At 71.0% G+C, this 24,226-nt stretch carries 16 protein-coding genes; 8 read left to right on the forward strand and 8 right to left on the reverse strand.

Annotated elements, in window-relative coordinates; all coding sequences use genetic code 11:
* The first annotated feature begins 35 nt into the window (after window positions 1-35).
* Window positions 36-2,732: an RICIN domain-containing protein gene (locus ACSMXO_RS07410; RefSeq protein ID WP_455417153.1), complete on the forward strand. Its 2,697-nt coding sequence runs from the start codon at window positions 36-38 to the stop codon at window positions 2,730-2,732.
* Between the two features lie 637 nt (window positions 2,733-3,369).
* Here ACSMXO_RS07410 and ACSMXO_RS07415 read toward each other — a convergent pair.
* Together ACSMXO_RS07415 and ACSMXO_RS07420 are read right to left on the reverse strand one after the other, a co-directional pair.
* A complete protein-coding gene (locus ACSMXO_RS07415; protein WP_455417154.1) occupies window positions 3,370-4,245 on the reverse strand; it encodes an alpha/beta fold hydrolase in 876 nt (291 codons plus the stop codon).
* A gap of 204 nt (window positions 4,246-4,449) precedes the next feature.
* Complete coding sequence (locus ACSMXO_RS07420) at window positions 4,450-5,898, reverse strand: alkaline phosphatase PhoX (protein WP_455417155.1); 1,449 nt, start codon at window positions 5,896-5,898, stop codon at window positions 4,450-4,452.
* Window positions 5,899-6,853: 955 nt separating this feature from the next.
* Here ACSMXO_RS07420 and ACSMXO_RS07425 point away from each other — a divergent pair.
* The 3 genes from ACSMXO_RS07425 to ACSMXO_RS07435 all read left to right on the forward strand — a co-directional run bounded on the left by ACSMXO_RS07425 (window position 6,854) and on the right by ACSMXO_RS07435 (window position 10,650).
* Complete coding sequence (locus ACSMXO_RS07425; protein ID WP_455417156.1) at window positions 6,854-9,580, forward strand: type 2 lanthipeptide synthetase LanM family protein; 2,727 nt, start codon at window positions 6,854-6,856, stop codon at window positions 9,578-9,580.
* Window positions 9,577-9,789 carry a hypothetical protein gene (locus ACSMXO_RS07430; protein WP_455417157.1) on the forward strand — a complete coding sequence of 71 codons (213 nt, stop codon included), beginning with the start codon at window positions 9,577-9,579 and terminating at the stop codon, window positions 9,787-9,789. The genes ACSMXO_RS07425 and ACSMXO_RS07430 overlap by 4 nt, the downstream gene beginning before the upstream one ends.
* Before the next feature lie 267 nt (window positions 9,790-10,056).
* Window positions 10,057-10,650, forward strand: a complete 594-nt coding sequence (locus tag ACSMXO_RS07435; RefSeq protein WP_455417158.1) for a hypothetical protein — start codon at window positions 10,057-10,059, stop codon at window positions 10,648-10,650.
* A gap of 6 nt (window positions 10,651-10,656) precedes the next feature.
* On the opposite strand, the gene ACSMXO_RS07440 is transcribed toward ACSMXO_RS07435, so the two are convergent.
* On the reverse strand, window positions 10,657-11,151 hold the full coding sequence (locus ACSMXO_RS07440) for a tetratricopeptide repeat protein (RefSeq protein ID WP_455417159.1): 495 nt from the start codon (window positions 11,149-11,151) through the stop codon (window positions 10,657-10,659).
* Between the two features lie 160 nt (window positions 11,152-11,311).
* On the opposite strand from ACSMXO_RS07440, the gene ACSMXO_RS07445 reads away from it, so the two are divergent.
* The 4 genes from ACSMXO_RS07445 to ACSMXO_RS07460 all read left to right on the forward strand — a co-directional run bounded on the left by ACSMXO_RS07445 (window position 11,312) and on the right by ACSMXO_RS07460 (window position 16,548).
* Window positions 11,312-11,491 (forward strand): hypothetical protein, encoded by a 180-nt coding sequence (locus tag ACSMXO_RS07445; RefSeq protein WP_455417160.1) that lies wholly within the window; start codon window positions 11,312-11,314, stop codon window positions 11,489-11,491.
* Window positions 11,492-12,123: 632 nt separating this feature from the next.
* A complete protein-coding gene (gene katG, locus ACSMXO_RS07450) occupies window positions 12,124-14,337 on the forward strand; it encodes a catalase/peroxidase HPI (protein WP_455417161.1) in 2,214 nt (737 codons plus the stop codon).
* A 160-nt stretch (window positions 14,338-14,497) separates the two neighbouring features.
* On the forward strand, window positions 14,498-15,502 hold the full coding sequence (locus ACSMXO_RS07455; RefSeq protein WP_455417162.1) for a hypothetical protein: 1,005 nt from the start codon (window positions 14,498-14,500) through the stop codon (window positions 15,500-15,502).
* Between the two features lie 200 nt (window positions 15,503-15,702).
* Window positions 15,703-16,548 carry a trypsin-like serine peptidase gene (locus ACSMXO_RS07460; protein ID WP_455417163.1) on the forward strand — a complete coding sequence of 282 codons (846 nt, stop codon included), beginning with the start codon at window positions 15,703-15,705 and terminating at the stop codon, window positions 16,546-16,548.
* 36 nt (window positions 16,549-16,584) lie between these two features.
* Here ACSMXO_RS07460 and ACSMXO_RS07465 read toward each other — a convergent pair whose 3' ends face one another.
* The 5 genes from ACSMXO_RS07465 to ACSMXO_RS07485 form a co-directional block, all read right to left on the reverse strand.
* Complete coding sequence (locus tag ACSMXO_RS07465) at window positions 16,585-19,116, reverse strand: ATP-binding protein (RefSeq protein ID WP_455417164.1); 2,532 nt, start codon at window positions 19,114-19,116, stop codon at window positions 16,585-16,587.
* Window positions 19,117-19,222: 106 nt separating this feature from the next.
* Window positions 19,223-19,912 carry a response regulator gene (locus ACSMXO_RS07470; RefSeq protein ID WP_455417165.1) on the reverse strand — a complete coding sequence of 230 codons (690 nt, stop codon included), beginning with the start codon at window positions 19,910-19,912 and terminating at the stop codon, window positions 19,223-19,225.
* Window positions 19,909-21,084, reverse strand: a complete 1,176-nt coding sequence (locus tag ACSMXO_RS07475; RefSeq protein WP_455417166.1) for a sensor histidine kinase — start codon at window positions 21,082-21,084, stop codon at window positions 19,909-19,911. Before ACSMXO_RS07475 ends, ACSMXO_RS07470 begins: the two co-directional genes overlap by 4 nt.
* A 78-nt stretch (window positions 21,085-21,162) precedes the next feature.
* Entirely contained in the window at window positions 21,163-23,388 is a 2,226-nt protein-coding gene (locus ACSMXO_RS07480) for an MMPL family transporter (protein ID WP_455417167.1), read from the reverse strand.
* 134 nt (window positions 23,389-23,522) lie between these two features.
* Entirely contained in the window at window positions 23,523-24,170 is a 648-nt protein-coding gene (locus ACSMXO_RS07485) for an HD domain-containing protein (protein ID WP_346256096.1), read from the reverse strand.
* Window positions 24,171-24,226: the final 56 nt, after the last annotated feature.

Genomic DNA, 24,226 nt, shown 5'->3' on the forward strand with positions numbered 1-24,226 from the left:
ACACATCTTGTCAGCGGCAAGTGAAAGGAAAGTAAGTGAGTTCAGCCCGTTCTACCGCTAGAACGTCGTTGTTGGCAGTCGCGGTGCTCGTCTCCGCCGCGTTGCCGGCTGTAGCCATGAATCAAAAGCCGGCTTCGGCTGCGGTCCAGGAAACCTACTATGTCGCCCCGGACGGCAACGACACCAATCCGGGAACGATCACATCACCATTTAGAACCCTGCAACGCGCACGGGACGTCGTTCGCACGGTAAATGCGAATATGACCGGCGACATCCATGTGTACCTTCGTGGCGGAAATTATCCGGTAAGCAGCACAATCGAGTTCGGGCCGGGCGACTCCGGTACCAACGGCTACCGGGTGATATATGCTGCCTACCCCAGTGAAACGCCGGTCCTCGATGGCGGAGTTCAAGTGACCGGGTGGACTCAGCACAGCGGCAACATCTGGAAGGCGCCGCTCGACCGTGCCAACAAGCTGCGTGCGCTCTACGTCAACGACAAGCGTGCCTATATGGCCTCGAAGACGGTTAACTCGGCGGGATGCTACGGAACCTACACCATTACGGCCGGGCAAGCCGCGTGGGCCTGGGAATCAGGGTCGCAGTGCGAGGGTGCCAAATACAACATGGCCGATTTTCCCGCCGTTGCCCGCAATCAGGAAGATATCGAGATCGAAACGGGGACGACCTGGACCACGGCGATCGTAGGAGTCCGCCAGGTCACCACAAGTAGTGATGGTGCGAACCGTGTCGCGCTGTTTCAGCAACCAGGTGCGGCCATCGCCCAGGGTGCGTACAACGGCAACGCCCAAGTGGGCGGCACCCACAAGGTCATGAACGCCTACGAGTTCCTGGACGCGCCGGGCGAGTTCTACTTCGACAAGACCAGCCGGACGTTGTACTACTACAAGTCCAGCACCGAGAACATGTCGACCGCGACGGTATTCGCACCGAACAACGTGTCTACCGTGCTGCGGATCGCCGGTACCTCGACGAGCAGCCACGCCCGTAACATCACGTTCTCCGGTCTCTCCGTGGAGCACTCCGACTGGAACCTGTTCAACGTCGCTGGCTCTGCGTTCAAGCAAGCGCAACAGGGCAATCTGGGTGCGCAGGCGTACGCGAGGGGAAACTTCCACGTCTACTACTATCGCAACGTTGACGTTACTCCCGGCAGCATCCACATTCAGAATGCCGACGGCATCGTCCTGCAGCGCAACCGGGTCCAGCACACCGGCGCCGACGGGATCAACATGGTCAACGACGTGCAGAGCACCCAGTTGATCGGGAACTACACCAATGACATCGCTGGCTCCGCTATCACCGTGGGTCATCCCCAGCACGTCTACATCGGAGACCACACGTCGACCAATCGCGAGAAGTATTCCCCCCAGGTCGAGGGACTGCCCAAGAACATCGAGATCAAGAACAACTACCTCTACGACAGTGCGGTCTTGTTCAACGGGCACAGCCCCATCTCGGCGTACTTCGTCGACACCCTCATCGTGCAGCACAACCAGATCGAGAAAACTCCGTGGTCGGGCGTGACGCTCGGTTGGGGGTGGTGGAACTTCGACGGATCGGCGGGCTCGATCGTACCCAACCGACCGACCACGACGGCAAGAAACAACAACGTCAGCTACAACCACATCATCGACACGGTGCAGCGCCTCAGCGATACGGCTCCCATCTATACGCTCGGCAGCCAGCCGGGAACCACTATCAACAACAACTACCTTCAAGGCGTTCCGGCCGGCCACAAGTATGGACTCCACCCGGACGAGGGATCGGCGTACATCACCTTCCGTGACAACGTTCTGAGTGTTGACAAGAATGTCACCTGGCTCATCAACTCCGACGACTTCGGTCGTAAACACGATCTCAGCATCACGCAAATATACGGTCCGATCAACAAGGTCTCCGAGAAGAACCTGCCCAACAGTACGATCCATGACATCATCGTCGCCTCCGACTATGTCTGGCCGGCGCCGGCCTATGGCATCGCCGTGAACTCCGGACTCGAAAATTCATTCCGGGACATCATCCCGCCAAGCAATCTCTCCGTGCCGGACTACGTCCTGCCGGCCAGCACGTACGTCACCAGCGGGACGTCGTCGGTTCCGATCCGAAGCGCTGGCGACGCGACCAGGACGATCTGGTTGGCTCCCGCCGGTACGACCGCCTTCGCCGTCGGCCCGACGATGACCAGCGCGGGCGGCACCGCCACATCCATAGCGGTTCCGACGTCGCCGGGTGATTACCGGCTCTACGTCCTTGATGCTCAAGGTAATCGATCGGCTGAGTCCAAATCAATCGTCAGACAGCAAAGCGGCGGCGGTCAGCAGAACGCACAGATCGTGGGCGGCCAGTCAGGCCGTTGTATCGAGGTGCCTGGCGCCACGACCGCCAACGGCGCTCAGATGCAACTGTGGGACTGCTCCGGCAGTACGAATCAGCGGTGGACCCACACCGCAAGCAAGCAGCTGACCGTGTACGGCAACAAGTGCTTGGACGCGTACGGTGCGGGCACGACCAACGGCACCACGGTCGTCATTTGGGACTGCCATGGCGGACTCAACCAGCAATGGAACGTCAACGCTGATGGCACCATCACGAACGTCCAATCCGGACTGTGTGTCGATGCCAATGGTGCCGCCTCCGGCAACGGGACAAAGATCATCCTTTGGTCGTGCAATGGCGGCGCGAACCAGCAATGGAGCTTACGCAACTGACCAGCCACACCCGGGGCCGGGCCGACCCTGCCTGGCCCCGGGGCCGTACCCGCTACGGCGCACGCCCCCTGCCCGTGGGTGCTCCATGAGTGCTCGGCGCCTTGATCCCGTCCATGGTGGACGGATAGGCGCTCGACGAGTGCTCGGCGGTTCCGGGACGGCGTGACAACACGGCGGAGAAACCTGCCCCGCTGGGACTCCCCGTTGGGCACAGGCCGGCATGGTTCATCCCGGAGAGCGCGGCGGCATTGCTGGCGACCCGATCCGGTTGTCCTCGTAGTCGGTGCGGCGCCGGTCGACGATGGCCTCCTCAGCGAGCTGTTCGTTGATCGTGACCAGCTCGCGTTGGTGACCGGTTCGGCCTGGCGGTACTCGGCCAGCGAAGCGGTGATCGCATCGTTGTGCGTGATCGGGGCGGTTGGGATAGCAGTCCCGAGCCGGAGCACGCTGGCGTCGAGGGCGTCTGCGTCGATGCCCGGCCGGTCCGGGATCGGTGCATGTTCGCCGGGACTCGACCTCGACTCGGCCTCGATCTCGACCCCACACCTGGCAGGCTTGGCGGTCGGCTGCGACCGTACCCGGGAGTCAGCGACACCGGCCACCGCGGGCAAGCACTGCCGTCCAGATGGCACGCCGGTCAGCCGGCGTCCAGCACCTCGCGTAGCCGCGCCGCGAACTCCTCGGGCTTGCCCGCGTAGCCGAACTGGTCACCGAGGAAGCCGCCGTGGTGACTCGGGAACACCACGGCCTCTTGACCGAGCAATGCCGCGGTGCCCACGGCCGTGCGCGCGGTGTAGGTGCCCGCCGACTCCTCGCCGACCGCGATCACGATCCGGGTCGGTGTCGAGGTGAGCACGCCCGCGTCGGGGCGGTAATCGGTGATCGCCCACGAACTCTTCGACAGTAGCGGGTCGTCGCGGCTGCCATCGTCGTCGGTCGACAGGCCGAACATGGCCGGCTCGGGTGCGGGCCGGGCAAAGTAGTCGTCGGTGAACTCGCCCTGCCAGGACGTCATCGCGATGAACGCGGCCATGCCCGCGCCGGTACCCCTCGCCTGGTACGCCTCGTGGAAGCCGGCCCGGGCGCGCTCGGCCGCCGCGGCGTCGGGGAGTACGGCGTTGATCGGCGGCTCGTGCGCGACCAGCGTGACGACGTCGCCGGGGTAGGTCGCCACGAGTTCGAGCGCGGTCACCGCGCCGCCGCTGCTGGCGAACACGTCGACCGGGCCGGCGCCGAGCGCCTCGATCAGCAGGTGCAGGTCGGCCGCCTGCTGCTGCGGGGTGTGATCGGACCGGCCGTCCCGACGGATGCTGCGGCCCAGGCCACGCGGGTCGTAGGTGACGACGGTGCGATCCGTGAAGCGCGCGGCGAGCGCGTCGAAGCCGTCCGCCGTCATCGGCTGACCAATCATGAGCAGCGCGGGGCGCCCGCCGGACGGTGGTAGCGGGCCGCGGACGTCGTAGACCAGGTCGGCATTGGGTACGGCGAGGGTGTGCGTGTGCTTCACATGCATACCGGTGAGACTACGGCCGCCGGGGACGGATCAGGATGTGCCTGCCCGGACCGCGCCGGCCCTGCGCCGCCCAGCCAGAGGCGTCAGGCTCCGTGCCCTGGCCGGTGCGGCACGCCTGGATTCCACTTGACTAGCTTTGGACCCATGTGGCAGATGCGGTGGGGCCAGGCGGATCGCCTGACCCCACCGGTCGGTCTGGCCCCGTTAGCCCAGGTACTTATCCCACGGGCCGGTGATGGCGAGGGTGAGGCCGGGGTCCTGCATGTTGACGAAGAGCACCTTGCCGTCGGCGGTGAAGGTCGGCCCGCAGAACTCGGAGTCGTTGAGTTGGTTGCGGGCGATGGCGCAGGTCGGGCCGCCCGGGATCGCGCTGAGCACGTGGGAGGCGCCCGAGCCGTCCTCGGCGAGCACGAGGCTTCCCCACGGGGTGACGGTCACATTGTCCGGGCCATCGAAGGTGAGGTCGTTGTACTTGACCGGCGTGCCCTCCTCCGACGCGGTCTGGTGCGGGAAGTACGTCACCAACTGGATGGTCTGGGCCCGGTAGTCGTAGAACCAGACCATGCCGTCGTGCGGAGCGGCGTCCGCCGGGAGGTCGCCGTCGTCCCACGCGTAGGAGTTGACCACGTAGACACCCTCGTCGGTGCCCCACACGCCCTCGAACTTGCGTCCGCGGGTGACCTGGCCGTCGGCGAACTGCTCGCGTACGGGCGTGGTCCGCGCGTCGCGCTCAGGCACCTCGATCCACCGCACGGGGAAAGGGCGGCCGAGCTGGGCGGAGGTCAGGTAGGCGACGTCCGGCAGCACTGAGCCGTCGTCCATGATGATCTGCATCGCGGCGAGGACGCCGGCGTCCGGAGCGAGGCGAGTGAGCACGCCAGGACCCAGCTTGATGCCGCGGGGCGCGGTCCAGCGGTAGAAGAGGCCGTTGGGTTCGTTGGCGTCCTCGGAGAGGTAGATTTTGGTGCGGTCCTTGTCGATTGCCAGGGCCTCGTGGGCGTAGCGGCCCAGGCACTTGATCGGCGTCGGGTCTGCGTGGCCGTCGGCCCAGACCTCGAAGACGTAGCCGTGATCCTTCTGGAAGACGCCGGATCGGCCGTCCTCCGCCCAGTCGTCCCCGGCGCGGTCCTCAGTCTCTTCGCAGGTCAGCCACGTCCCCCATGGGGTAGGTCCGCCCGCACAGTTGGCGACGGTGCCGGAGAGGGCGACGAACTCGCCGAGGTTGCGGCCCGAGCGGTCAGTCTTGATCACGGTGCAGCCGCCGGCGTCGACAGCACCGGGATCGTAGACGGTGCCCGCGACGTGTGGTACCCCGAACTCGGCGCCCGGGTCGATCTCGTGGTTCTGGATCAAGGTGTACCGGCCGCGGCCGGCGTCGTAGACGGCCATGCCGTCGTGGTCGGCCGGGGTCAGTCCCTGGCCGCCGTTGAGTCGGGTGACACCGGTCCGGGTAACCACGGCGTAGCTGAAGCCCTCGGGCAGGGCCAGGATGCCGTCGGGGTCGTCGACGAGGGGCGGGAAGGGTACGTGGCCGGCCCCGACTGGCGGGCGGGGCCGGCTCGGGTGGGCCTGGGCCAGGGACGGCAAGCCACCGGCGACGGCAAGGCCCACGCCGACGCCGCCAGCGAGGAAGGTACGACGAGAGGGAGGCACGAAGAATAGCTCCTGTTCAAACGATTGCGACGACTTGCCAACCAACTCCTGCCGGCCGACACCGATGCGTCATTCAAACGATGGATCGGCGACATCCGAGTAAAGAATCAGGGCTGCTCAGGCATCGTCCGGGCGACGGCGTAACACCCGAAACGCGGCGGACCGCAGAGCCGACATCACCGAGGATTGAAAGCCATCGACGAACCGGGCGCCGTCGAGGCAAACCGCTGCCGACGTTCATTGCGGGTGCATCTGGTCGGAGCTAACCCCACGGGCCGCCGCTGGCCCGGGAATCTGCTCGACGAGCGTGCGCGCGGGCCATCAACGCCAGGCTTGATCCGTTCGACGACGACACCCGGCCAGCTGCGGTAGCAGCACCGCGAGGTCAGCGAATGGCACGGCTGCCGGCCATACATGGTAGATCGATCGCCCGGGGCGAGCACCGCCGCACGCCCGAGACGCCAGACGGCACGATGTCATCCCGATCATCTCGGCGGACGACGCCGGGCAACGCGCGCGGCAGGACCGCCGGTGACACCGACGGGAGCGGCTGAGCCGCGTGGGGTACCCAGAGCAGGCCGGGTCGGAACTTCGCACCTTTCCTCAGGTTCACGCGCCGGTTGACGGGACCGTCCCAGCGTCAGCCGATCCACCGACCTGCCGCAGCCCTGCTGGCCCGCATGCCGGGCAGCCCCATCAGCGTGGCCGTCCGCCGTGCCACGGCAGCGGCGGCGACTGGACCAGCGACGCCGGTGGCGTCAGTCGCCTGCCGGATCGACAGGTTGCCGGCCGCCCGACTGACCCTAAACCCGGCGCAAGACGTACAGATGATCTCGCGCTCGCCGTCTCGCGTCCACCTCACCCGATCAGCGGGCCTCAAACGCCGGCTGGCGTATCAACTGGGGCCGCAGGCTGGTGAAGCTGAAGAGAAGCCGCGAGTTTCTAGGCTGCGGCCATGCTTGCTGCTTCCGGGTTCGCGGCGGGGTGGTGGCAACGCGGGCTGACCATCCGCGAACGCCGTACCATGCCGCCAGGCGCCACGGCGCCCGGCAGCACGCCGCCAGGCACCGCTCCGCCACCCCGCTGGGCGGTCGACGCCGAACAGGCGCTCGCCGGAGCCGTCCCCGGTCGGCCGGTGCCGCCGCGGTTCTCCTGTTGGCGGGAGGGCTACGCCGAGGTGGTGCGACCGTTGGTGGAGTGGGCGACCGGCCAGGTGCCCGCCCACCCGTCCACCCGGTCGTTCGCCGCACGGTTGCAGGCGGACCTGGTGGACCTGGCCGCGCGGACGCTCACCCTGGAACTGCATCAGCGGCGGGTAGCGGGCACGCTCATCGGTGCCGACGGCCAGCAGCGGTTCGCGGATTTCATCCGGTCGGTCTCCCGGCGGGGCGAGGTCACCGCCCTTCTCGAACGGTATCCGGTGCTCGCGCGGCTGCTCCTACAGGCGTCCCGGTTCGCCGCCGAGGCGTACGCGGAAACTCTGGCGCGGTTCGCGGCGGACCGGCACGCGATCGCCGACCAGTTCCTCGGCGGTGCCGACCCGGGTGATCCGGTCGCGGTGCACAGCCAGCTCGGTGACCGGCACCGACGTGGCCGGTCGGTGTCGGTACTCGAGTTCGCCGGTGGCCAGCGGGTGGTGTACAAGCCGCGCTCGCTGGCGGCCTGCGACGGTTTCGCGGCGCTGCTGCGGTGGCTGAACGAGCGGGTGCCGACGCTGGAGCTACGGGCCGTACGGTCGCTGGAACGGGGGGACTACGGCTGGCAGGAACACGTCCACCGGGCGCCGTGCGCGGATGTCGGCGGAGCCCGGCGGTTCTATCGGCGGCAGGGCGCGCTGCTGGCGCTGCTGTACGCGGTACACGCATCCGACGTGCACTACGGAAACCTCATCGCCTGCGGCGACCAACCCGTGGTCATCGATCTGGAGACCATCTTCCACCCCGACGTGCTGCGCGTCGACGTGGCGCGCGACCCGGCGGCGCGGCTGCTCGACTCGTCGGTGCACCGTACCGGCGTCCTTCCCAGCTTCCTGCTCGGTGACCACGGGGCACTGGACGTCTCGGCCCTCGGCGGCGACCGTGGACATCCCCATCCAACCGACGGGATCGACTGGCTGGCACCGGCGACCGACCAGATGCGGCTGGTCCGGCGACCCCGGCTCTTCGACGGCGGCTCCAATCGGCCGATCGTGGACGACCGCGAGCTGGAACCCGCCGACCACGAGGACGATCTGGTCGAGGGCTTCCGGACCGGCTACGACGCGATCGCCCGGTACCGGAGGTCGTTCCTCACCGCGGTCGCGCACCTCGCCACCCCGGCGACCAGGGTGGTGCTGCGTCCCACACACGTGTACCGGCGGCTGTTGGACGAGTCGACGCACCCGGACCTGCTGCGCGATTCGACCGCCCGGGACGGGCTGTTCGACCTGCTGTCGACCGCCGCTGGCGACGCGTTGCCGCAGGCCCGCTCCGTGCCGCACGAGATCGCCGACCTGTGGCACGGCGACGTGCCGATCTTCCTCGGCCACCCGGACTCGACCGGCTTGACCGCCTCCACCGGGACGCGGATCGACGGGGTCCTCGACGCCGGTGGCCGGCGGTGCGCCGCCGGCAAGGTGCGCGCGATGGATGCGGCTGACCGGCGTACCCAGGAATGGATCGTCCGGGCGGCGCTGGCCACCCGGCGCAGGCCGGGCGATCGCCGGCACCGCGCGGCGCCGGGGAGTTCCGAAGACGTGGAAGGTCGGGTAGCGGCCCGACCCGGCGATCCGCTGGCCGCTGCGCGGGCGATCGCCGACGACCTCTGCGACCGGGCGGCGACCGACGGCACCCGGGCGAACTGGCTCGGTCTCGAACCCGCCGGCGACAACGTGGCACTGATGCCGATGGGCGCCGCCCTGTCATACGGTTACACCGGGGTCGCCCTCTTCCTGACCCAGTTGGCCAGTCTCGGCGGCGACGCCCGGTACGCCGAGATCGCGCAGCTCGCCGTACGTGGCATTCCCCAACTGCTGTCGGCGGTATCCGGCCGGGCGGACCTGATCGGCTCGGTCGGCTGCGGCGGGTACGACGGGTTCGGTGGCATCGGATACGCGCTCGCCCGGATCGCCAACCTGACCGGCGACAGCGAGGTCCGTGAGTGGGCGTACGAGTCGGTCCAGCTCGCCGGCACCGCGGCCGCCGCGAACGGACCACCGGGCGTCGCCGACGGCCACGCGGGATGCCTGGCCGCGATGATGGCCGTACACGCCGAGCTGGACCACGCGCCCGCCGCCGCGCTCGCGGCCGACTGTGCACGACTGCTCGCCGGCCTGGCCGACGAACCGCACGAGGCGCGCCGCGCCGCGATCACCACCACCGGTTTCGCGCGTGGTCCGGCCGGCATCGCGTGGGCGTTGCACCGGTACGCCGCCGCGGTGCCCGCACCACGCTGTCGCCGGGCTGCGGACATCATCCGGGCATGGGACGACTCCCCGCTCCGGGAACCGTGGGGAGCCGACCCCGGCGTCGACACACCCGGCCTCGTCAACGGACTCGCCGGCACGGGTTACCGGCTACTGCGGATCGCCGCGCCGGAACGCGTGCCGTCAGTGCTCCACCTGGAACCCGGCCCCACCGCCGCACAGAGCGTGCGGCTCGCGATTGCCAGTCCGGCACCACACACCACCCTGGAGGAACGATGAAGGAACAGGATCACCACGCTCCGTCCGACCTGACCGAGGCGGCCGGCGGCGACGCCGGGCACCCGGCCGGCGACGTCGAGCTCACGCCGGCCCGGGCGGTCGGCCTGCGCCGGGCGGTCCTGGCGGGACTGGCCGTCGGCGCGGGCGCATACGCCCTCAGCCTCGACCTCGCCACGTACACCGTCGCCCACACCACGTGCTGCGGCTGACGGCCTGACGGTACCCGCGCTGCTGGTGTCCGCCCGCCGAGGCGGACACCAGCAGCGAAGGCTCTGTGCTGAACAGATCGAAGAGGGTTCACTGGTGTGATCAGGCGATGCCGTCGGGGCGAGGCGGCAGAACAGGAGGGCGAGATGGCCGATCCCCCCGCAGTCGAGCCGCCCATCGGGTCGGTCGAGCCAGGCCGCCTCCCGGCTCACCCAGTCGCCCCTGTCGCCGTACGAGCGCAGATCCTCTCCACCGAGCACTGGAGCCTGTTGGCCACCCGAAACCTGGCGTGGAGTGAGAGCTTCAGCCGGGCGAGCTGGTTCGTGACGGTGGTGTCGGCGACGGTGGTGGCGCTCGCCCTGGTGGCGGACAGCACCGACTTCGGCGTCGGCTTCCGCTTCTTCGCGTTACTGCTCATCCCGTTGCTGGTCGTCATCGGCGTGGCCACCGTCGTCCGCCTGGTGCAGCTCAACAGCGAGGACGTGGAGCTGGTCATCGGGATGAACCGGCTGCGCCGGGGCTACCTCGATCTGGCGCCCGAGCTGGAGCGCTATTTCGTCACCGGCCACGGCGAGGACGTCGCCGGGATCATGCGGACGTACGGTGCCAGCCGCACCCGGATCCCGGCCACCCAGTACCTGTCGAGCATTCCGCTGCTGGTCAGCGTCATCGTCGCCGTCCTGATCGGGGCGCTGGCCGGCCTGATCGGCGATTCGTTCGGTGTCGGGATCGAAGCGGCCGTCGTCATCGGCGTCGTTGCCACCGTCGCCGCCCTGGCAGCGCTGGCCCTCGCTGTCGTCCGGCACGTCAACCACACCTGGGACCGGCGCCGCGCCACGAGCCGCGGCGACAACGCCGGATGATCGTGCTCAGTCGCGCCGGCTGAGCCCGGTGTCGAGGTGGCCGAGCTTGGCGTGTACCCGTTCGGCGTCGGGCTCGCGGAGCTGCTCCAGCACGTCGAGCGCGTCCCGCCACGCGCGCCGGGCCGCTTCGGCGTCGCCGAGCGCTTCATAGGTGTCGCCGAGGTGGTCGAGGGTGTTCGCCACGCCGTACCGGTGCCCGACCTCGCGGCGTAGCCGCAGCGCGGTCTGGTACGCCTCGATGGCCCGGTGGTGTTCGCCGAGGTGGTGGTGGGCGTACCCGATGCTGTCCCAGGTGGCCGCCTCGGCGACCCGGTCGCCCGTGTCGGCGAGCAGTTCGAGTGCCTCCCGGTTGACGTGCAGCGACTGCCGGTGGTCGCCGAGTTGGCCGTGGCACCACCCGACGGTGCCGGGTGTGGGTGTCGAACATCCCGCGACCGGCCCGCTCGACCGCGGCGAGCAGCCCGGTGTACTCGGCGCCGAACCACGCCAGCGCCTCCGCACGCCCGGCGGGTGGCCGGACCGACACGGCCGGGTCGGCCGGGGCGAGGGCGATCGGTTCGCGCAGCGGCTCGATGAGCAGCGCGGCGGCGTGCCCGGTCTGCACGTAGTGGTCGAGCACGCGGCGCAGCGCGGCCTCCCGGTCGGCCGCGGCGTCGTTGGCGTGCGTGAGTTCGGTGGCGTACGCGCGGAGCAGATCGTGCAGCGTCCACCGGCCGTCGACATGTTCGGTCACCAGGTGGGCCGCGTCCAGTCCGAGATGACCGCGCTGGAGTCGGCGCGGGGGTGGCGGTCGACGGCGGTGGGGTTCCCGCTCGCGCCACTGACCGCCGGCTCGCCGTAGACGGTTGAACCGGGCTATGGGGACACTGCGGGTGCTTTCGGGCGATAGTATCCGGGTCTGGCGTCGGCCGACGTCGGGCGGCCACCGAGGACGCCGGCACGGGTCGGGGCGGCTACCCGCTCGGGTACTCCGAAGCAGGCGTCAGACGCACTACGTGGCCCTACGGTTCGCGAACACGAGGTCGAGGACGGACGCCCGATACTTGATTGGTTCCAATAAAAGGACGAGACTTCACGGGGTGCCAACGACGCCGGACTTCGACAGCACGCTGTGCGGGGACGGGTCTGGCGCGGCGTTTCGGGTCGATCGGCCCGGTGGCGCGAACCGGGGAGAACCACTACCACCACCATCTCGTCGGTCCATCCCCTGGGGCCAAAGCCGACGTCGATGGCGTGGTCGGCCCCACCGCCTGCCTGACACCCGCTGGTCCGCTGAGACGTCCGGGTTACCGGAGCGCCGACGTCGAGGGCACCCACCGGGGCAGGCGCCCCGGGTGTCGCGGCGATCTCCGCCGAGCCCGACGGCTGGTCGCCGGAGACGCGGGGCTCGACACCACGGGCCCGCACGACCGTGGACCGAAGCAACCGACGGCAAGAGCAACCAGTCACCAGAGCGAGACAGGAAGGACAGACGTGTCTGACAAGAAGGCCGCGACCGAGAGCATCAGTGAAAGCGAAAATCCCGCAATTCCCGCACCTGCTGTCAAGGCGACCCGGCCCAGGACGAACCGGGACTGGTGGCCGAATCAGCTGGACCTCTCGGTTCTGCATCAGCACTCGCCCCGGTCCAACCCGATGGGCGAGGACTTCAACTATGCGGAAGAGTTCAAGAAGCTCGACGTCGACGCGCTCAAGCGGGACATCTTCGAGCTGATGACGACGTCGCAGGACTGGTGGCCGGCCGACTACGGCCACTACGGACCGCTCTTCATCCGGATGAGCTGGCACGCCGCGGGCACGTACCGGATCGCCGACGGCCGGGGTGGTGGCGGCAGCGGTTCACAGCGGTTCGCGCCGCTCAACAGCTGGCCGGACAACGCGAGCCTGGACAAGGCGCGCCGGCTGCTCTGGCCGATCAAGCAGAAGTACGGCCGGCGGATCTCGTGGGCGGACCTGTTGGTCTTCGCCGGCAACTGCGCGTACGAGTCGATGGGGTTCAAGACCTTCGGGTTCGGGTTCGGGCGCGAGGACATCTGGGAGCCCGAGGAGATCTTCTGGGGGCCGGAGGACACCTGGCTCGGTGACGAGCGCTACAGCGGCGACCGGGAACTCGCGGAGCCGCTCGGCGCCGTGCAGATGGGGCTGATCTACGTGAATCCGGAGGGACCTGCTGGCCACCCGGATGCGCTGGCGTCGGCCCGGGACATCCGGGAGACCTTCGGCCGGATGGCGATGAACGACGAGGAGACGGTGGCGCTGATCGTCGGCGGCCACACGGTCGGCAAGGCGCACGGTGCGGTCGACCCGCAGTACCTCGGCCCGGAGCCGGAGGGCGCCCCGGTCGAGCAGCAGGGTCTCGGCTGGCAGAACTCCTACGGCAGCGGCAAGGGCGGCGACACGCTCACCAGCGGGTTGGAGGGCGCGTGGACCAACAACCCGATCAGGTGGGACAACGGCTTCCTGGACAACCTGTTCAGGTACGACTGGGAGCTGACGACCAGCCCGGCCGGCGCGAAGCAGTGGAAGCCGAAGGACGCCTCGGCCGACGGCACCGTGCCGGACGCCCATGACCCGTCGAAGCGGCACGCCCCGATGATGCTGACGTCGGACCTGGCGCTGAAGATCGACCCGATCTACGAGCCGATCGCCCGGCGCTTCTGGCAGAACCCGGACCAGCTCGAAGAGGCGTTCGCCAAGGCGTGGTTCAAGCTGCTGCACCGCGACATGGGGCCGGTTTCGCGCTACCTCGGCCCGTGGGTTCCGGAGCCGCAGCTGTGGCAGGACCCGGTTCCCGAGGTGGACCACGAGCTGGTCACGGACCAGGACATCGCCGCGCTCAAGGGCAGGATCCTCGACTCCGGTCTGTCCGTCGCCCAGTTGGTCGCCACGGCCTGGGCCTCGGCGGCCAGCTTCCGCGCCACCGACAAGCGCGGCGGCGCCAACGGGGCGCGGATCCGCCTCGCACCGCAGAAGGACTGGGAGGTCAACAACCCGGCCGAGCTGGCCACCGTGCTGGGGACGCTGGAGCGGATCCAGCAGGACTTCAACGCCGCGCAGTCCGGCGGCAGGAAGGTCTCGCTCGCCGACCTGATCGTGCTGGCCGGGTGCGCGGCCGTCGAGCAGGCGGCCAGGAACGCCGGGCATGACATCACGGTGCCGTTCGCGCCGGGGCGTACCGACGCGTCGCAGGAGCAGACCGACGTGGAGACCTTCGCCGTCCTCGAACCGAGGGCCGACGGGTTCCGCAACTACCTGCGCGCCGGGGAGAAACTGTCGCCGGAGACCCTGCTGCTGGATCGGGCGTTCATGTTGAACCTGAGCGCCCCCGAGATGACGGTGCTGGTCGGCGGGATGCGGGCGCTGAACGCCAACACCGGGCAGTCCCCGCACGGGGTCTTCACCGACCGGCCCGGCACGTTGACGAACGACTTCTTCGTGAATCTGCTCGACGTGCGTACGGAATGGAAGGCGGCCCAGTCGGCGGAGAACGTGTACGAGGGCCGGGACCGCGCCACCGGTGAGGTCAAGTGGACCGCCACCGCCGTCGACCTCGTTTTCGGTTCGCACTCCCAGCTCCGCGCCAACGCGGAGGTCTACGCGACCTTCGACGCGAGCGAGAAGTTCGTGCGTGACTTCGTGGCCGCGTGGGACAAGGTCATGAACCTCGACCGGTTCGACCTCGCCTGATTCCCGACGTCCGGGCCGGCCGTCCACTGGTCGGCCCGGACGCCTTCAACGCGTCCCAGGCCACGACGGCATCGCATCGCCGCCAGGTGCCGTCAACGGTGTGCAGGGACCGCACGGCGCGGGCTTGGAGAACCGAGGTTCGGCGCTCGATGATCGATGCATGGAGACGGCGACCTGGCGGGTGGTAGGGCGGGCCTTTCCCGGCCCGGTCGGGTGGGCAGTGTGGATCATGGTGACCGTGCCGGCCCCGTTGGTGTTCCACGAGTGGAGCCACCGGTGGGAGGAGGACCAGGAGCTCTCGACGGCGCTGTGGTGGACCGTAGGAGCATTACCGGTGCTCAGCGCCGTGGCGGCGGCGAAGTGGGCCCGCTACGCCCGCCAGCGTGGCAGCGCCGCCGCCCTTGTCACGGCCGTGGCGGTGGCCATGCTGGTCGCTGCGGTGTTTCTGGGCGCGTCCATCGCGGTCTACCGGTGGGTCATCCCGCTGAATGGTACGGCCGGATGGTCGAGTGTGCTGGTCAGTGGCGCCGGGTTGGCGACCTGCGGTGCGGCGGTCGGCCACCTGGTCGGGCCCAAGCTCGTGCGCCGTCGGCTGCCGGATCCGCACGGCTACCTCGTCGGCGGGATCGTCGCCGTGCTGGGCATCCTGCTCGCGCCGATGACCGTACGGCTGGGCGCCGAGGGCAGCACCGTGCGGTACGACGTCAACGGCTACGGGGGAGTGGGGCCGTACTCGGCATCAGCCGGTGAGCCAGGAGAACTGACGTTGCCGGCGGCAGGCCGGTACGGGATCTATGCGGTGGGCTTCGCACCGCGGGATCCGGCCTGCCGGGTCACCGGCGCCGGCCTGCCTGCTCGATCGGCGGAGTTGCTCACGATCCCGCCCGGTGACTACGGCGGCGACGCTGCCTCCTACACCTGGGTCGCCGTCTTCGACGTTCCCGGACCCGGTGCCTACTCGCTGACCTGCCGCAGCTCGGACGAGCAGGCGTCATACACGGTCGGGTACGTCCCGCGGATCCGCGGGGCGGTGGCTGCGCTGATCCATTGGCCGGTGGTCGCGATCTGGTTCCTCGGCGCCGTTCCCGGGCTACTGATCGTCGCGGGCGCCGTCACCCGACGCGCCAGGCGGCCCTCCGGACCCGTGCTCGCCCGGCCACGCTGAGACCCGAGGAACACGCTGAGACCCGAGGAACACGCTGAGACCCGAGGAGCACGCTGAGACCCGAGGATCTCGACCCGAGCCCCGCGCGCCTGCCTCACCCTGGCCGCTGTCCGGAAATCCGCCGGACAGCGGCCGCCCGGTCGACGATGACGCCCATCGACATCCGCTGCGCGGGATCTCCCGCCGGTCGAAGGGAAGTCATGGTGAGAAGAAGATGGACGGCCGTCGCCGTTGCCGTCGCCGTTGCCGGCTCGGTGGTCGCCGGGAGCAACCCGGCTGCGGCCACGCCCGCGTCGTCGCCTGCGGACACCGGTGCCACGGCCGCCGGCGCCAACGTCAACGGGGTCTTCCAGCCCGACGAGCGCACCCCGGTCACCGACACCACCAGTTTCCCGGGCAGCGCGACCGTGCTGCTCACCTTCACCGGTGGGCAGTGCACCGGTTTCATGATCAGTGAGCGTACGGTGGCGACCGCCGGACATTGCGTGCACACCGGCGCCGGCGGCCAGTGGCGCAGCAACCTGATGGCCTATCCGGGCTACGACGGTGACCGGGCGCCGTACGGGTCGTGCCGGGCGCGCGCCGCCTTCGCCGCCAGCGGCTGGACCAGGAGTTCCGATCCGGGTCATGACTACGGTGCCGTACAGCTCGACTGCGCGATCGGGAACGCCACCGGCTGGTACCCGCTCGGCTGGACGAACGAGTCCGTGACCGGTGCCTGCACACGCAGCCAGGGATATCCGGCCGACCGGGGGTCGACCCAGTGGCGCAGCCAGGACCATATCCGCGCGGAGACGGCCAGCGTCCTGTACCACCAGCACGACACCAGCTCCGGGCAGGACGGTAGCCCGCTCTACACCGTCGACCCGGACGAATGGTGCCCGACCCGGCCGAAGCCGATTCCGCTGCCGGACCCGGACCCGGATCCGTGGACGGTGTTCGGGATCCACACCTCCGGCCCGTACGGTGGTGGGCCCGGCGCGGTCAACAACCTCGCCACCCGGATCACCCAGGCCGCGTACCGGGACCTGATGTCCTGGCGGTGACCCTGACCTCGCGCTGGTGGGCGGCACCGGGTGTGCTCAGGGCGGTGGCCCGTCCGGAGCGCACCCGGCGTCCGCCCGGATCTGGGCTTCGACCTCGGTACGCAGCCTGCTGCGGAGCTGTTCGGCGTCCGGGTGGCCGAGCCGGTCGAGGATGTCGAGGGCTTGCCGCCAGGCTGTCCGGGCCGGTTCGGCGGCGCCGGTGGCGTGCTGGGTGTCGCCGAGGTGGGTCAGGGTGGTGGCCTCGTGGTAGCGCTCGCCGGCCTCCCGCCAGAGCGCGAGCGCGTGCTCGTAGCAGTCGACGGCCTGCCGGTGGTCCCCGAGGTGGTGGTGCGCGGTGCCGAGGCTGTCCCAGGTGTGCGCCTGCCAGTACCGGTTGCCGACCCGCTGCTGTTCGACGAGGGCCTGCTGGCAGTAGCCGAGCGCCCGCCGGTGGTCGCCGAGCTGGATGTGGTACCAGCCGATGTTGTTGAGCGCGTTGGCCCGGCCGGCCGCATGGTCGACGGCGTCGAACAGGTCGAAGGCCCGCCGCGCGTGGTGCAGGGCCTGCGCGTAACACCCCTGGCGCTCGGCCAGGATGCCGAGATTGAGCTGGGTACGGGCGCTGCCGACCCGGTCGCCGAGCGCACCGTAGAGGTCCAGGGACTGCCTCAGGTGGTGGTGGGCCTCGTCGAACTCGCCCAGCCGCAGGCACGCTATCGCCCGGTTGCGGTGGGCGCGGGCCTGGCCGTTCCGGTCGCCCACCCGGGTGGCGGCGAGCAGCGCCAGGTGCTGTGCGGCGGACTGGTCCTGCCAGGCTCCCAGCCGGTCCAGGTAGGTGTTCATGGTCCAGGCGAGCTGCCACGCGTGCACGTCGAAGCCGGTGGCGACGGCCTGGGCGACCGCGGCGAGCAGCACCCGGTGCTCGACGGTGAGCCAGGTCCACGCCTCGGTGCCGTCGGCCAGGTCCGGCAGCACCGCACCGGGCTGTGCCGGTGGCAGGCTGATGTCGTCCCGGTGGCGGTGCACCAGCAGGTCCGCGGCGTGTGCGGTGTGCAGGTAGTGGTCGAAGAGCCGGCCCAGCGCGGCGCGGCGCTCCGGGTCGGAGTCGTCCGTGCCGGCCTGCTCGGCGGCGTAGGCCCGGAGCAGGTCGTGCAGGGCGTACCGGCCGGGGGTGTGCTCGGTGACCAGGTTCGCCCGGGCCAGCGTCGCCAGCGACCGCCGGACCTCCGGCACGGCCAGGCCGGCGAGGCTCGCCGCCGCCACCACCGACAGGTCCGGTCCGGGGTGCAGGCCGAGCAGCCGGAACAGGCGCGCGCTGGCCGGATCCAGGTTCCGCAGGGACCAGGAGAAGACCGTCCGGATGTCGGTGCCGGTCTCGGCCCCGGCGAACCCGTCCAGGCTGGCCCGGGTGTCGCCCAGTTCGTCGGCGAGCCGGGCCAGCCGGAAGTCCGGGTGGGTGGCCGCGCGGGCGGCGACGATGGCCAGCGCCAGCGGCAGCCCGGCCGCGGCGGCGACGATCCGATCGGTCGCCTCCGGCTCCCGGGCCACCCGATCCGGACCGAGCCGCCGGCCGAGCAACTCGCGCGCCTCCGGCCCGGGCAACGGGTCCAGGACCAGCGGGTACGCGCCCATCTCGGCCACGAGTGCCGGCATCTGGTTGCGACTGGTCACCACAACCAGGCAGCCCGGCGACCCGGGCAGCAGCGGGCGTACCTGGTCGGCGTCGTGGGCGTTGTCCAGCAGCACCAGCACCCGCTTGCCGGCGAGCAGGCTGCGGTAGAGCCCGGCCCGGGCGGCCAGCCCCACCGGGATCCGCTCCGCCGGTACGGCAAGGGCTTCCAGGAAGTCGCGCAACGCCTGTTCCGGGCCGGTCGCCGGCCCGGTGGGGTCGAAGCCGCGCAGATCGACGTAGAGCTGCCCGTCGGGAAACCGGTCGGCCACCTGGTGCGCCCAGCACACCGCGAGGGCGGTCTTGCCGATCCCGGCCGTCCCGCCGATGGCCGAGATCAACACCGCACCCGGCGGGCCGGCCGACTCGGCGAGCAGCTTGGTCAGCGCGGCGACCTCCGCCGCCCGCCCCGCGAAGTGCCGCAGCGCGGCCGGCAACTGCCGGGGCACCACCGGCAGGTCGGTGGTCAGCGGCTCCGTCCCGACCGGCCCCGCCGGCCGGTCGGGCGCCGCCGGTCCGGACGGAGCCGGTCGCGCCGACTGGTCGACGCGGGCGGCGTGGCGGCCGATCTCGGTGTACGCCGCGGCGCTGAGCCGGTCGGCCACCCGGGCGGTGTCCACGGCTCGCAGCAGCCGCCAGTGCGCGGCATCCCACCGGCGGAGGTCGGCCAGCTCCGCCGGGACCCGGGCACCGACCTGCTCGGCGTAGCCCAGACAGGCGTGCACGTACGCGAGGACGAACTCCCAGTCCGGCAGCGACTTGGCGTTCAGCTTGTCGCTGAGTGTGGTCCGGGCGAGCGGCTTTTCCAACCGGGCGGCGACCGCGACCAGGTTGTTCAACGACGGCGCACCGGCGAGTTGCCGGAGCCGTTTGAGTTCGGCGACGAACCGGAGCAGCGCCCCCCGACCGGTCTCCCGCATCCCGCACCTTCTCCCGGCGTACGGCACCTTCGCTCGGCGTACCGGCACCCCGACCGGGCGTCGCGGAAGGTGCACCCAGGATAGTCCGGGCCGCCAATCGCATCGATCATCGTCGTACCAGGCCGGTCCGGTAGGCGATGACGACGAGTTGGGTACGGTCCCGGGCGTGCAGCTTGGTCATGGCGCGCTGGATGTGGGTACGCACGGTCAGCGGGCTGACCACGAGCCGCTCGGCGATCTCGGCGTTCGAGCTGCCCTCGGCGGCCAGCACCAGCACCTCGCGCTCCCGGGGCGTGAGCGTCGCCAGCCGCGCGACGGATCCGGCGGGCGGGTCCGGCTCGGCGGTGCTGAGGAAGCGGCTGATCAGGGCCCGGGTCGCCGCGGCCGACAGCAGCGCCTCGCCGGCCGCGACCGTGCGGATCCCGTCGAGCAGCCCGTCGGCGGAGACGTCCTTGCCGAGGAAGCCGCTGGCGCCCGCGCGCAGGGCCCGGGCGACGTACTCCTCGGTCTCGAAGGTGGTGAGCACGAGCACCCGGGTGGCGGTGAGGGTCGGGTCGGCGCAGATGGCGGCGGTGGCGTCGAGGCCGTTGACCCGGGGCATCCGGATGTCCATCAGGACGAGGGTGGGGTGATGGGCCCGGGCCAGCGCCACCGCCTCCGCGCCGTCGGCGGCCTCGCCCACCACCGCCATGTCGGGGTTGGCCTCGATCAGCAACCGGAAGGTCGCCCGGAGCAGCGCCTGGTCGTCGGCGAGCAGGACCCGGATGGTCCCGGGTCGGTCCTCGACGGCGGTCACGACCGGATCGGCAGTTCGGCGGTGACGGTGAACCCGCCGGCGGAGCGCGGTCCGGCCCGGAACCGGCCGCCCGCCGAGTGGGCGCGCTCGCGCATGCCCACGATGCCGAAGCCCTCGCCCGGCGGCCCGGCGGCGGACCCGGTGGGTGCGGAGTCGTTGTTGACGGTGATGGTCAGCCGGTCCGAGCCGTAGGCCAGCCGTACCGAGGCGGTGCTGGTGGCGGCGTGTCTGGTCACGTTGGTGAGGGCCTCCTGCACGATCCGGTACGCGGTCAGGTCGACGCCCGGGGAGAGTTGCCGCGCTTCGCCCTCGACGGTCACCTCGACGTCGAGCCCGGCGGAGGCGAACGCGGCGGTGAGTTCCGGGAGCCGCCCGAGCCCGGGAGCGGGTTCCAGCGGGGAGTTCGGGTCGTCGGGCTGCCGCAGCAGGCCGACCGTGGCCTTCAGCTCGCGCAGCGCGGCGGAGGTGGTGCCGGTCAGCTCGGTGAGGATCCGGGGTACCTGCTCGGACCGGTCGCGCGCCAGGTAGGCGGCCGTGCCGGCCTGGGCGTTGGCCAGGGTCAGGTGGTGGGCGACGACGTCGTGCAGCTCGCGGGCGATGCGTACCCGCTCCTCGGCGACCCGGTGCCGGGCCTCCTCCTCGCGGCTCCGCTCGGCGTACTCCGCGCGGGCGGTGACGGCGGCCAGGTAGGCGTGCCGGAGCCGGGTGGCCTCGGCCAGCGCGACCGGCAGCAGCAGGAAGAGCAGCGGGTTGAGGACGGTCAGCAGCCAGGAGTAGCCGTAGTCGTCGCCGAGGAGTGCCGACACCACCACCGAGGCGGTGGCCGCGAGGTAGTAGCGCCGGGGGGTCCGGCCGGGGACCCGCACGGCCAGCTCGTGCAGCGCGACCATCAGCGGGGCGAGCAGCAACGGCGTGACCAGATAGCCGAACCCGCCGGCGGCGCTGGCACAGAGCGCCGTGACCAGCACCACGGCACGCGGGTGGCTGCGCCGCCAGAGCAGCGCCAGCGCGCCGGCCAGGACCAGCGGGACGGCGGAGCGCCAGCTCAGGTTGTCGGTGCCGGAGAGGTCGCTGTTCAGCGAGGTGGGACCGGCGGCCGCGCAGACCATCAGGGCGACCAGGGCGGCGTCGACGAGCCGGGGGTGCTCCCTGGCGTACTGGCTGATCGTCATGACAGGCTCCGGCCGGCGTGGTCTGGAGTTCCATGGTCGATGATGCCCGCACCGCGAGCCGACCCGGGTTGCCGCAGCTCAGCCCGGCGATGACTGCCGGCCGGCCACCGGTACCGGGTCGACGGTCGGGGTGCCGTCGGTGGTGTGCCGGTGGCGGCGCAGGGCCTCGCCTTCCAGGTCGAGGCGCGGCAGCAGCCGGTCCAGCCAGCGCGGCAGCGCCCAGGCCCGCTCGCCGAGCAGCGCGAGCAGCGCGGGCACCAGGGCCATCCGGACGACGAAGGCGTCGAAGAGTACGGCGGCGGCCAGGCTGAACCCGATCATCTTGATCATGGCCAGGTCGGCGCCGACGAACCCGGCGAAGACGGCGATCATGATCAGCGCGGCGGCCACCACCACCCGGGCGCTGTGCCGGAAGCCGGTGACCACCGCCTGGCGGGCGGGTTCCCCATGGCTGTGCGCCTCCCGCATCCGCGAGACCAGGAACACCTCGTAGTCCATGGCCAGGCCGAAGACGATCCCCACCAGCGTGATCGGCATCAGGCTGATGATCGGCCCGGTCTGTTCGAGGCCGATCAGGTCGGCACCCCAGCCCCACTGGAAGACCGCGACGACCGCGCCGATCGCGGCGAGGAGCGAGAGCAGGAACCCGAAGACGGCCTTCAGCGGTACCAGCAGCGAGCGGAAGATCACCACCAGCAGCAGGAAGGCCAGGCCGAGCACGATCGCCAGGTACGGGGCGAGCGCCCCCGGCACCTTCCGCGCGACGTCGATCTCCACCGCCGTGCTGCCGGTGACCAGGAACGTCGCGCCGGTGCCGGCCACGGTGCCCGGCCGCGCGGCGCGGATGCGTCCGAGCAGGTCCGCGGTCTGCTCGCTGGTCGGTGAGCTGGACGGAACGGCGGTGAACAGCGCGGTGTCGCCGGCCGGGTTGAACTGTGCCGGGGAGACCGACACCACGCCGGGGGTCGCGGCGATCGTCGCCCCGATGGTCCGCGCCGCCGCCTGCGGATCGGCCGCGTTCCGGGCGTCCACCACGATGACCAGCGGGCCGTTGACGCCCGGCCCGAAGCCGGCGGCCAGCGCGTCGTACGCCCGGCGTTCGGTGGTCGCGGTCGACCGGCTCTCGTCGCCGGGCATGCCCAGCCGCAGGTCCAGCGCCGGAACGGCGAGCAGTACGAGGCCGGCGACCGAGCCGAGCAGTACGGCCACGGGCCGGCGCAGCACGAACCGCGCCCACCGGGTGCCGAGATTGTCGGCCGGACCCGCCGAACCGGTGGCCCGACCCCGGCGGACCCGCCGGGCGAGTACGGCGTCCGGGCAGAAAGCCAGCAGCGCGGGGACCAGGGTCACCGCGATCAGCACCGCGACGATCACCGCTCCGGCGGCGCTCAGGCCCATCCTGGCCGCCGTCGGAATGCCGACCGCCGCGAGCCCGGCCAGCGCGATGACCACGGTCAGCCCGGCGACCACCACCGCCGAGCCGGCGGTGCCGACGGCCAGCCCGGCGGCCTCCGGTGGCGGGTGCCCCTCGGCGCGTTCCTCCCGATAGCGGGAGACCACGAAGAGGGCGTAGTCGATCCCGACCGCGAGCCCGAGCATGGCGGCCAGGGTGGTGCTGGCGGTGGAGAGCCCGAAGGACGCGCCGACGGCGAAGATCGCCAGCAGGCTGACGCCCACCCCGAGCACGGCGGTGAGCAGCGGCAGCCCCGCCGCCATCAGCGAGCCGAACGTGACCAGCAGGACCAGCGCGGCGAGCCCGATCCCCACCACCTCGCTCACCCCGCCGACCTCGGGCTCGCTGGCCAGCACCGGCCCGCCGACCTCCACCGTCAACCCGGCCGCCCGTGCCCGGTCCACCGCCTCCCGCAACTGCTGCCGGCTGGCGTCGGTCAGGCCGTCGGCCGGCGCCGAGTACGTGACGGTCGCGTACCCGGTGGATCCGTCCGCGCTCACCGCGCGGGCCCGGAACGGGTCGATGGCGGCGACGACCTGGCTGCCCCGGGACGCCTCGGCGACGAGCCGGTCGACGATCGCCCGGTTGCCGGCGTCGGTCAGCCGCTCCCCGGCCGGGGCGACCAAGACGACCCGGGCGCTCGCCTGCTCGGCGTTGCCGGGGAAGCGCTGCCGCATCAGCTCGAACGCGTCGCTCGCCTCGATCCCCGGCATCGTCCCGGAGTCCTCCGGCAGTTCCGCCGCCGTGCTGGACGCGAGCCCGACGCCGCCCAGTACCGCCACCCAGACCAGCAGGACGTACCAGCGACGGCGGAAGGCCAGCCGGCCGAGTCGGTAGAGAAAGGTAGCCACGGGACAGGGGCCTCCGGGATCGGGATCGGTTGCCCCTCAGAGTCGGCCCCGGGAACCGTCCCGTCGTCGTGCGGCTGCTGACACCTCGGCTACTGAAATCGCAGTACGCCGCGCCGGGGTGCCGGGGACGGTGGTCAGGCGGGGACGCCGAGCCCGGCCAACTCGCGGCGCAGGTTGTCCCGGGCCGGCCGTTCACCCCGGCGGGCCAGCTCCGGCGTGTGATAGAGCGCCGGAAGGGCGAGCAGGTTTCGCAGCACCGCCGCGCGGCCGGCCCGGAACGACGGGTCGGGGACGTGCGCGTACTCGGCCCGGATCGCGGCGGCGTAGCGGTCGTACTCGGCGGCGGGGGAGGCCAGGATCGCCAGGTCGGCGTCGCAGAGCAGGGCGCCGTCCCGGTCCTCCGGCGCGGCCCGGTGCCCGGCGGTGAGCAGCACCAGCCGGACCACCTCGGCCACCGCCTCCGCCGGTATGCCGAGCCCGGTCAGCAGGCCGGCGGCGAGTTCCGCGCTCGCCCGCTCGTTGGCGTCGCCGCCCGCCCGGGGGTCGTAGACCGCGTCGTGGCACCAGGCCGCCAGCCGGACCAGGTCGGGCCGGGCGGCCTGGCCGGCCGCCTCGTCCACCACCGCGAGGACGGCCGCCAGGTGCCGCACGTCGTGGTAGCGCCGGTGCGGCTCGCGCCAGCGCTGGAGCAATTCGGCACCGGCGGCGGTGGTGGTCGCCTCGTCCCGGGTCGCTCCGGCCGCCACGGCCGCCGTACGCCACCGGGTCAGCAGTCCGGTCACCCGCCGAGTCTGGCAAGCTGTACCCGGCGGCGGCAAGCACCCGCTGCCCACGGCGC

This window comes from Plantactinospora sp. DSM 117369 (assembly GCF_053764795.1).

What these genes read in the sequence shown, in the direction of transcription:
- ACSMXO_RS07455 (WP_455417162.1), top strand. Translation starts at nt 14,498, where the DNA reads ATGGAGACGGCGACCTGGCGGGTGGTAGGGCGGGCCTTTCCCGGCCCG.
- ACSMXO_RS07425 (WP_455417156.1), top strand. Translation starts at nt 6,854, where the DNA reads ATGCTTGCTGCTTCCGGGTTCGCGGCGGGGTGGTGGCAACGCGGGCTG.
- ACSMXO_RS07415 (WP_455417154.1), bottom strand. Translation starts at nt 4,245, where the DNA reads ATGCATGTGAAGCACACGCACACCCTCGCCGTACCCAATGCCGACCTG.
- ACSMXO_RS07475 (WP_455417166.1), bottom strand. Translation starts at nt 21,084, where the DNA reads ATGACGATCAGCCAGTACGCCAGGGAGCACCCCCGGCTCGTCGACGCC.
- ACSMXO_RS07430 (WP_455417157.1), top strand. Translation starts at nt 9,577, where the DNA reads ATGAAGGAACAGGATCACCACGCTCCGTCCGACCTGACCGAGGCGGCC.
- ACSMXO_RS07460 (WP_455417163.1), top strand. Translation starts at nt 15,703, where the DNA reads ATGGTGAGAAGAAGATGGACGGCCGTCGCCGTTGCCGTCGCCGTTGCC.
- ACSMXO_RS07465 (WP_455417164.1), bottom strand. Translation starts at nt 19,116, where the DNA reads ATGCGGGAGACCGGTCGGGGGGCGCTGCTCCGGTTCGTCGCCGAACTC.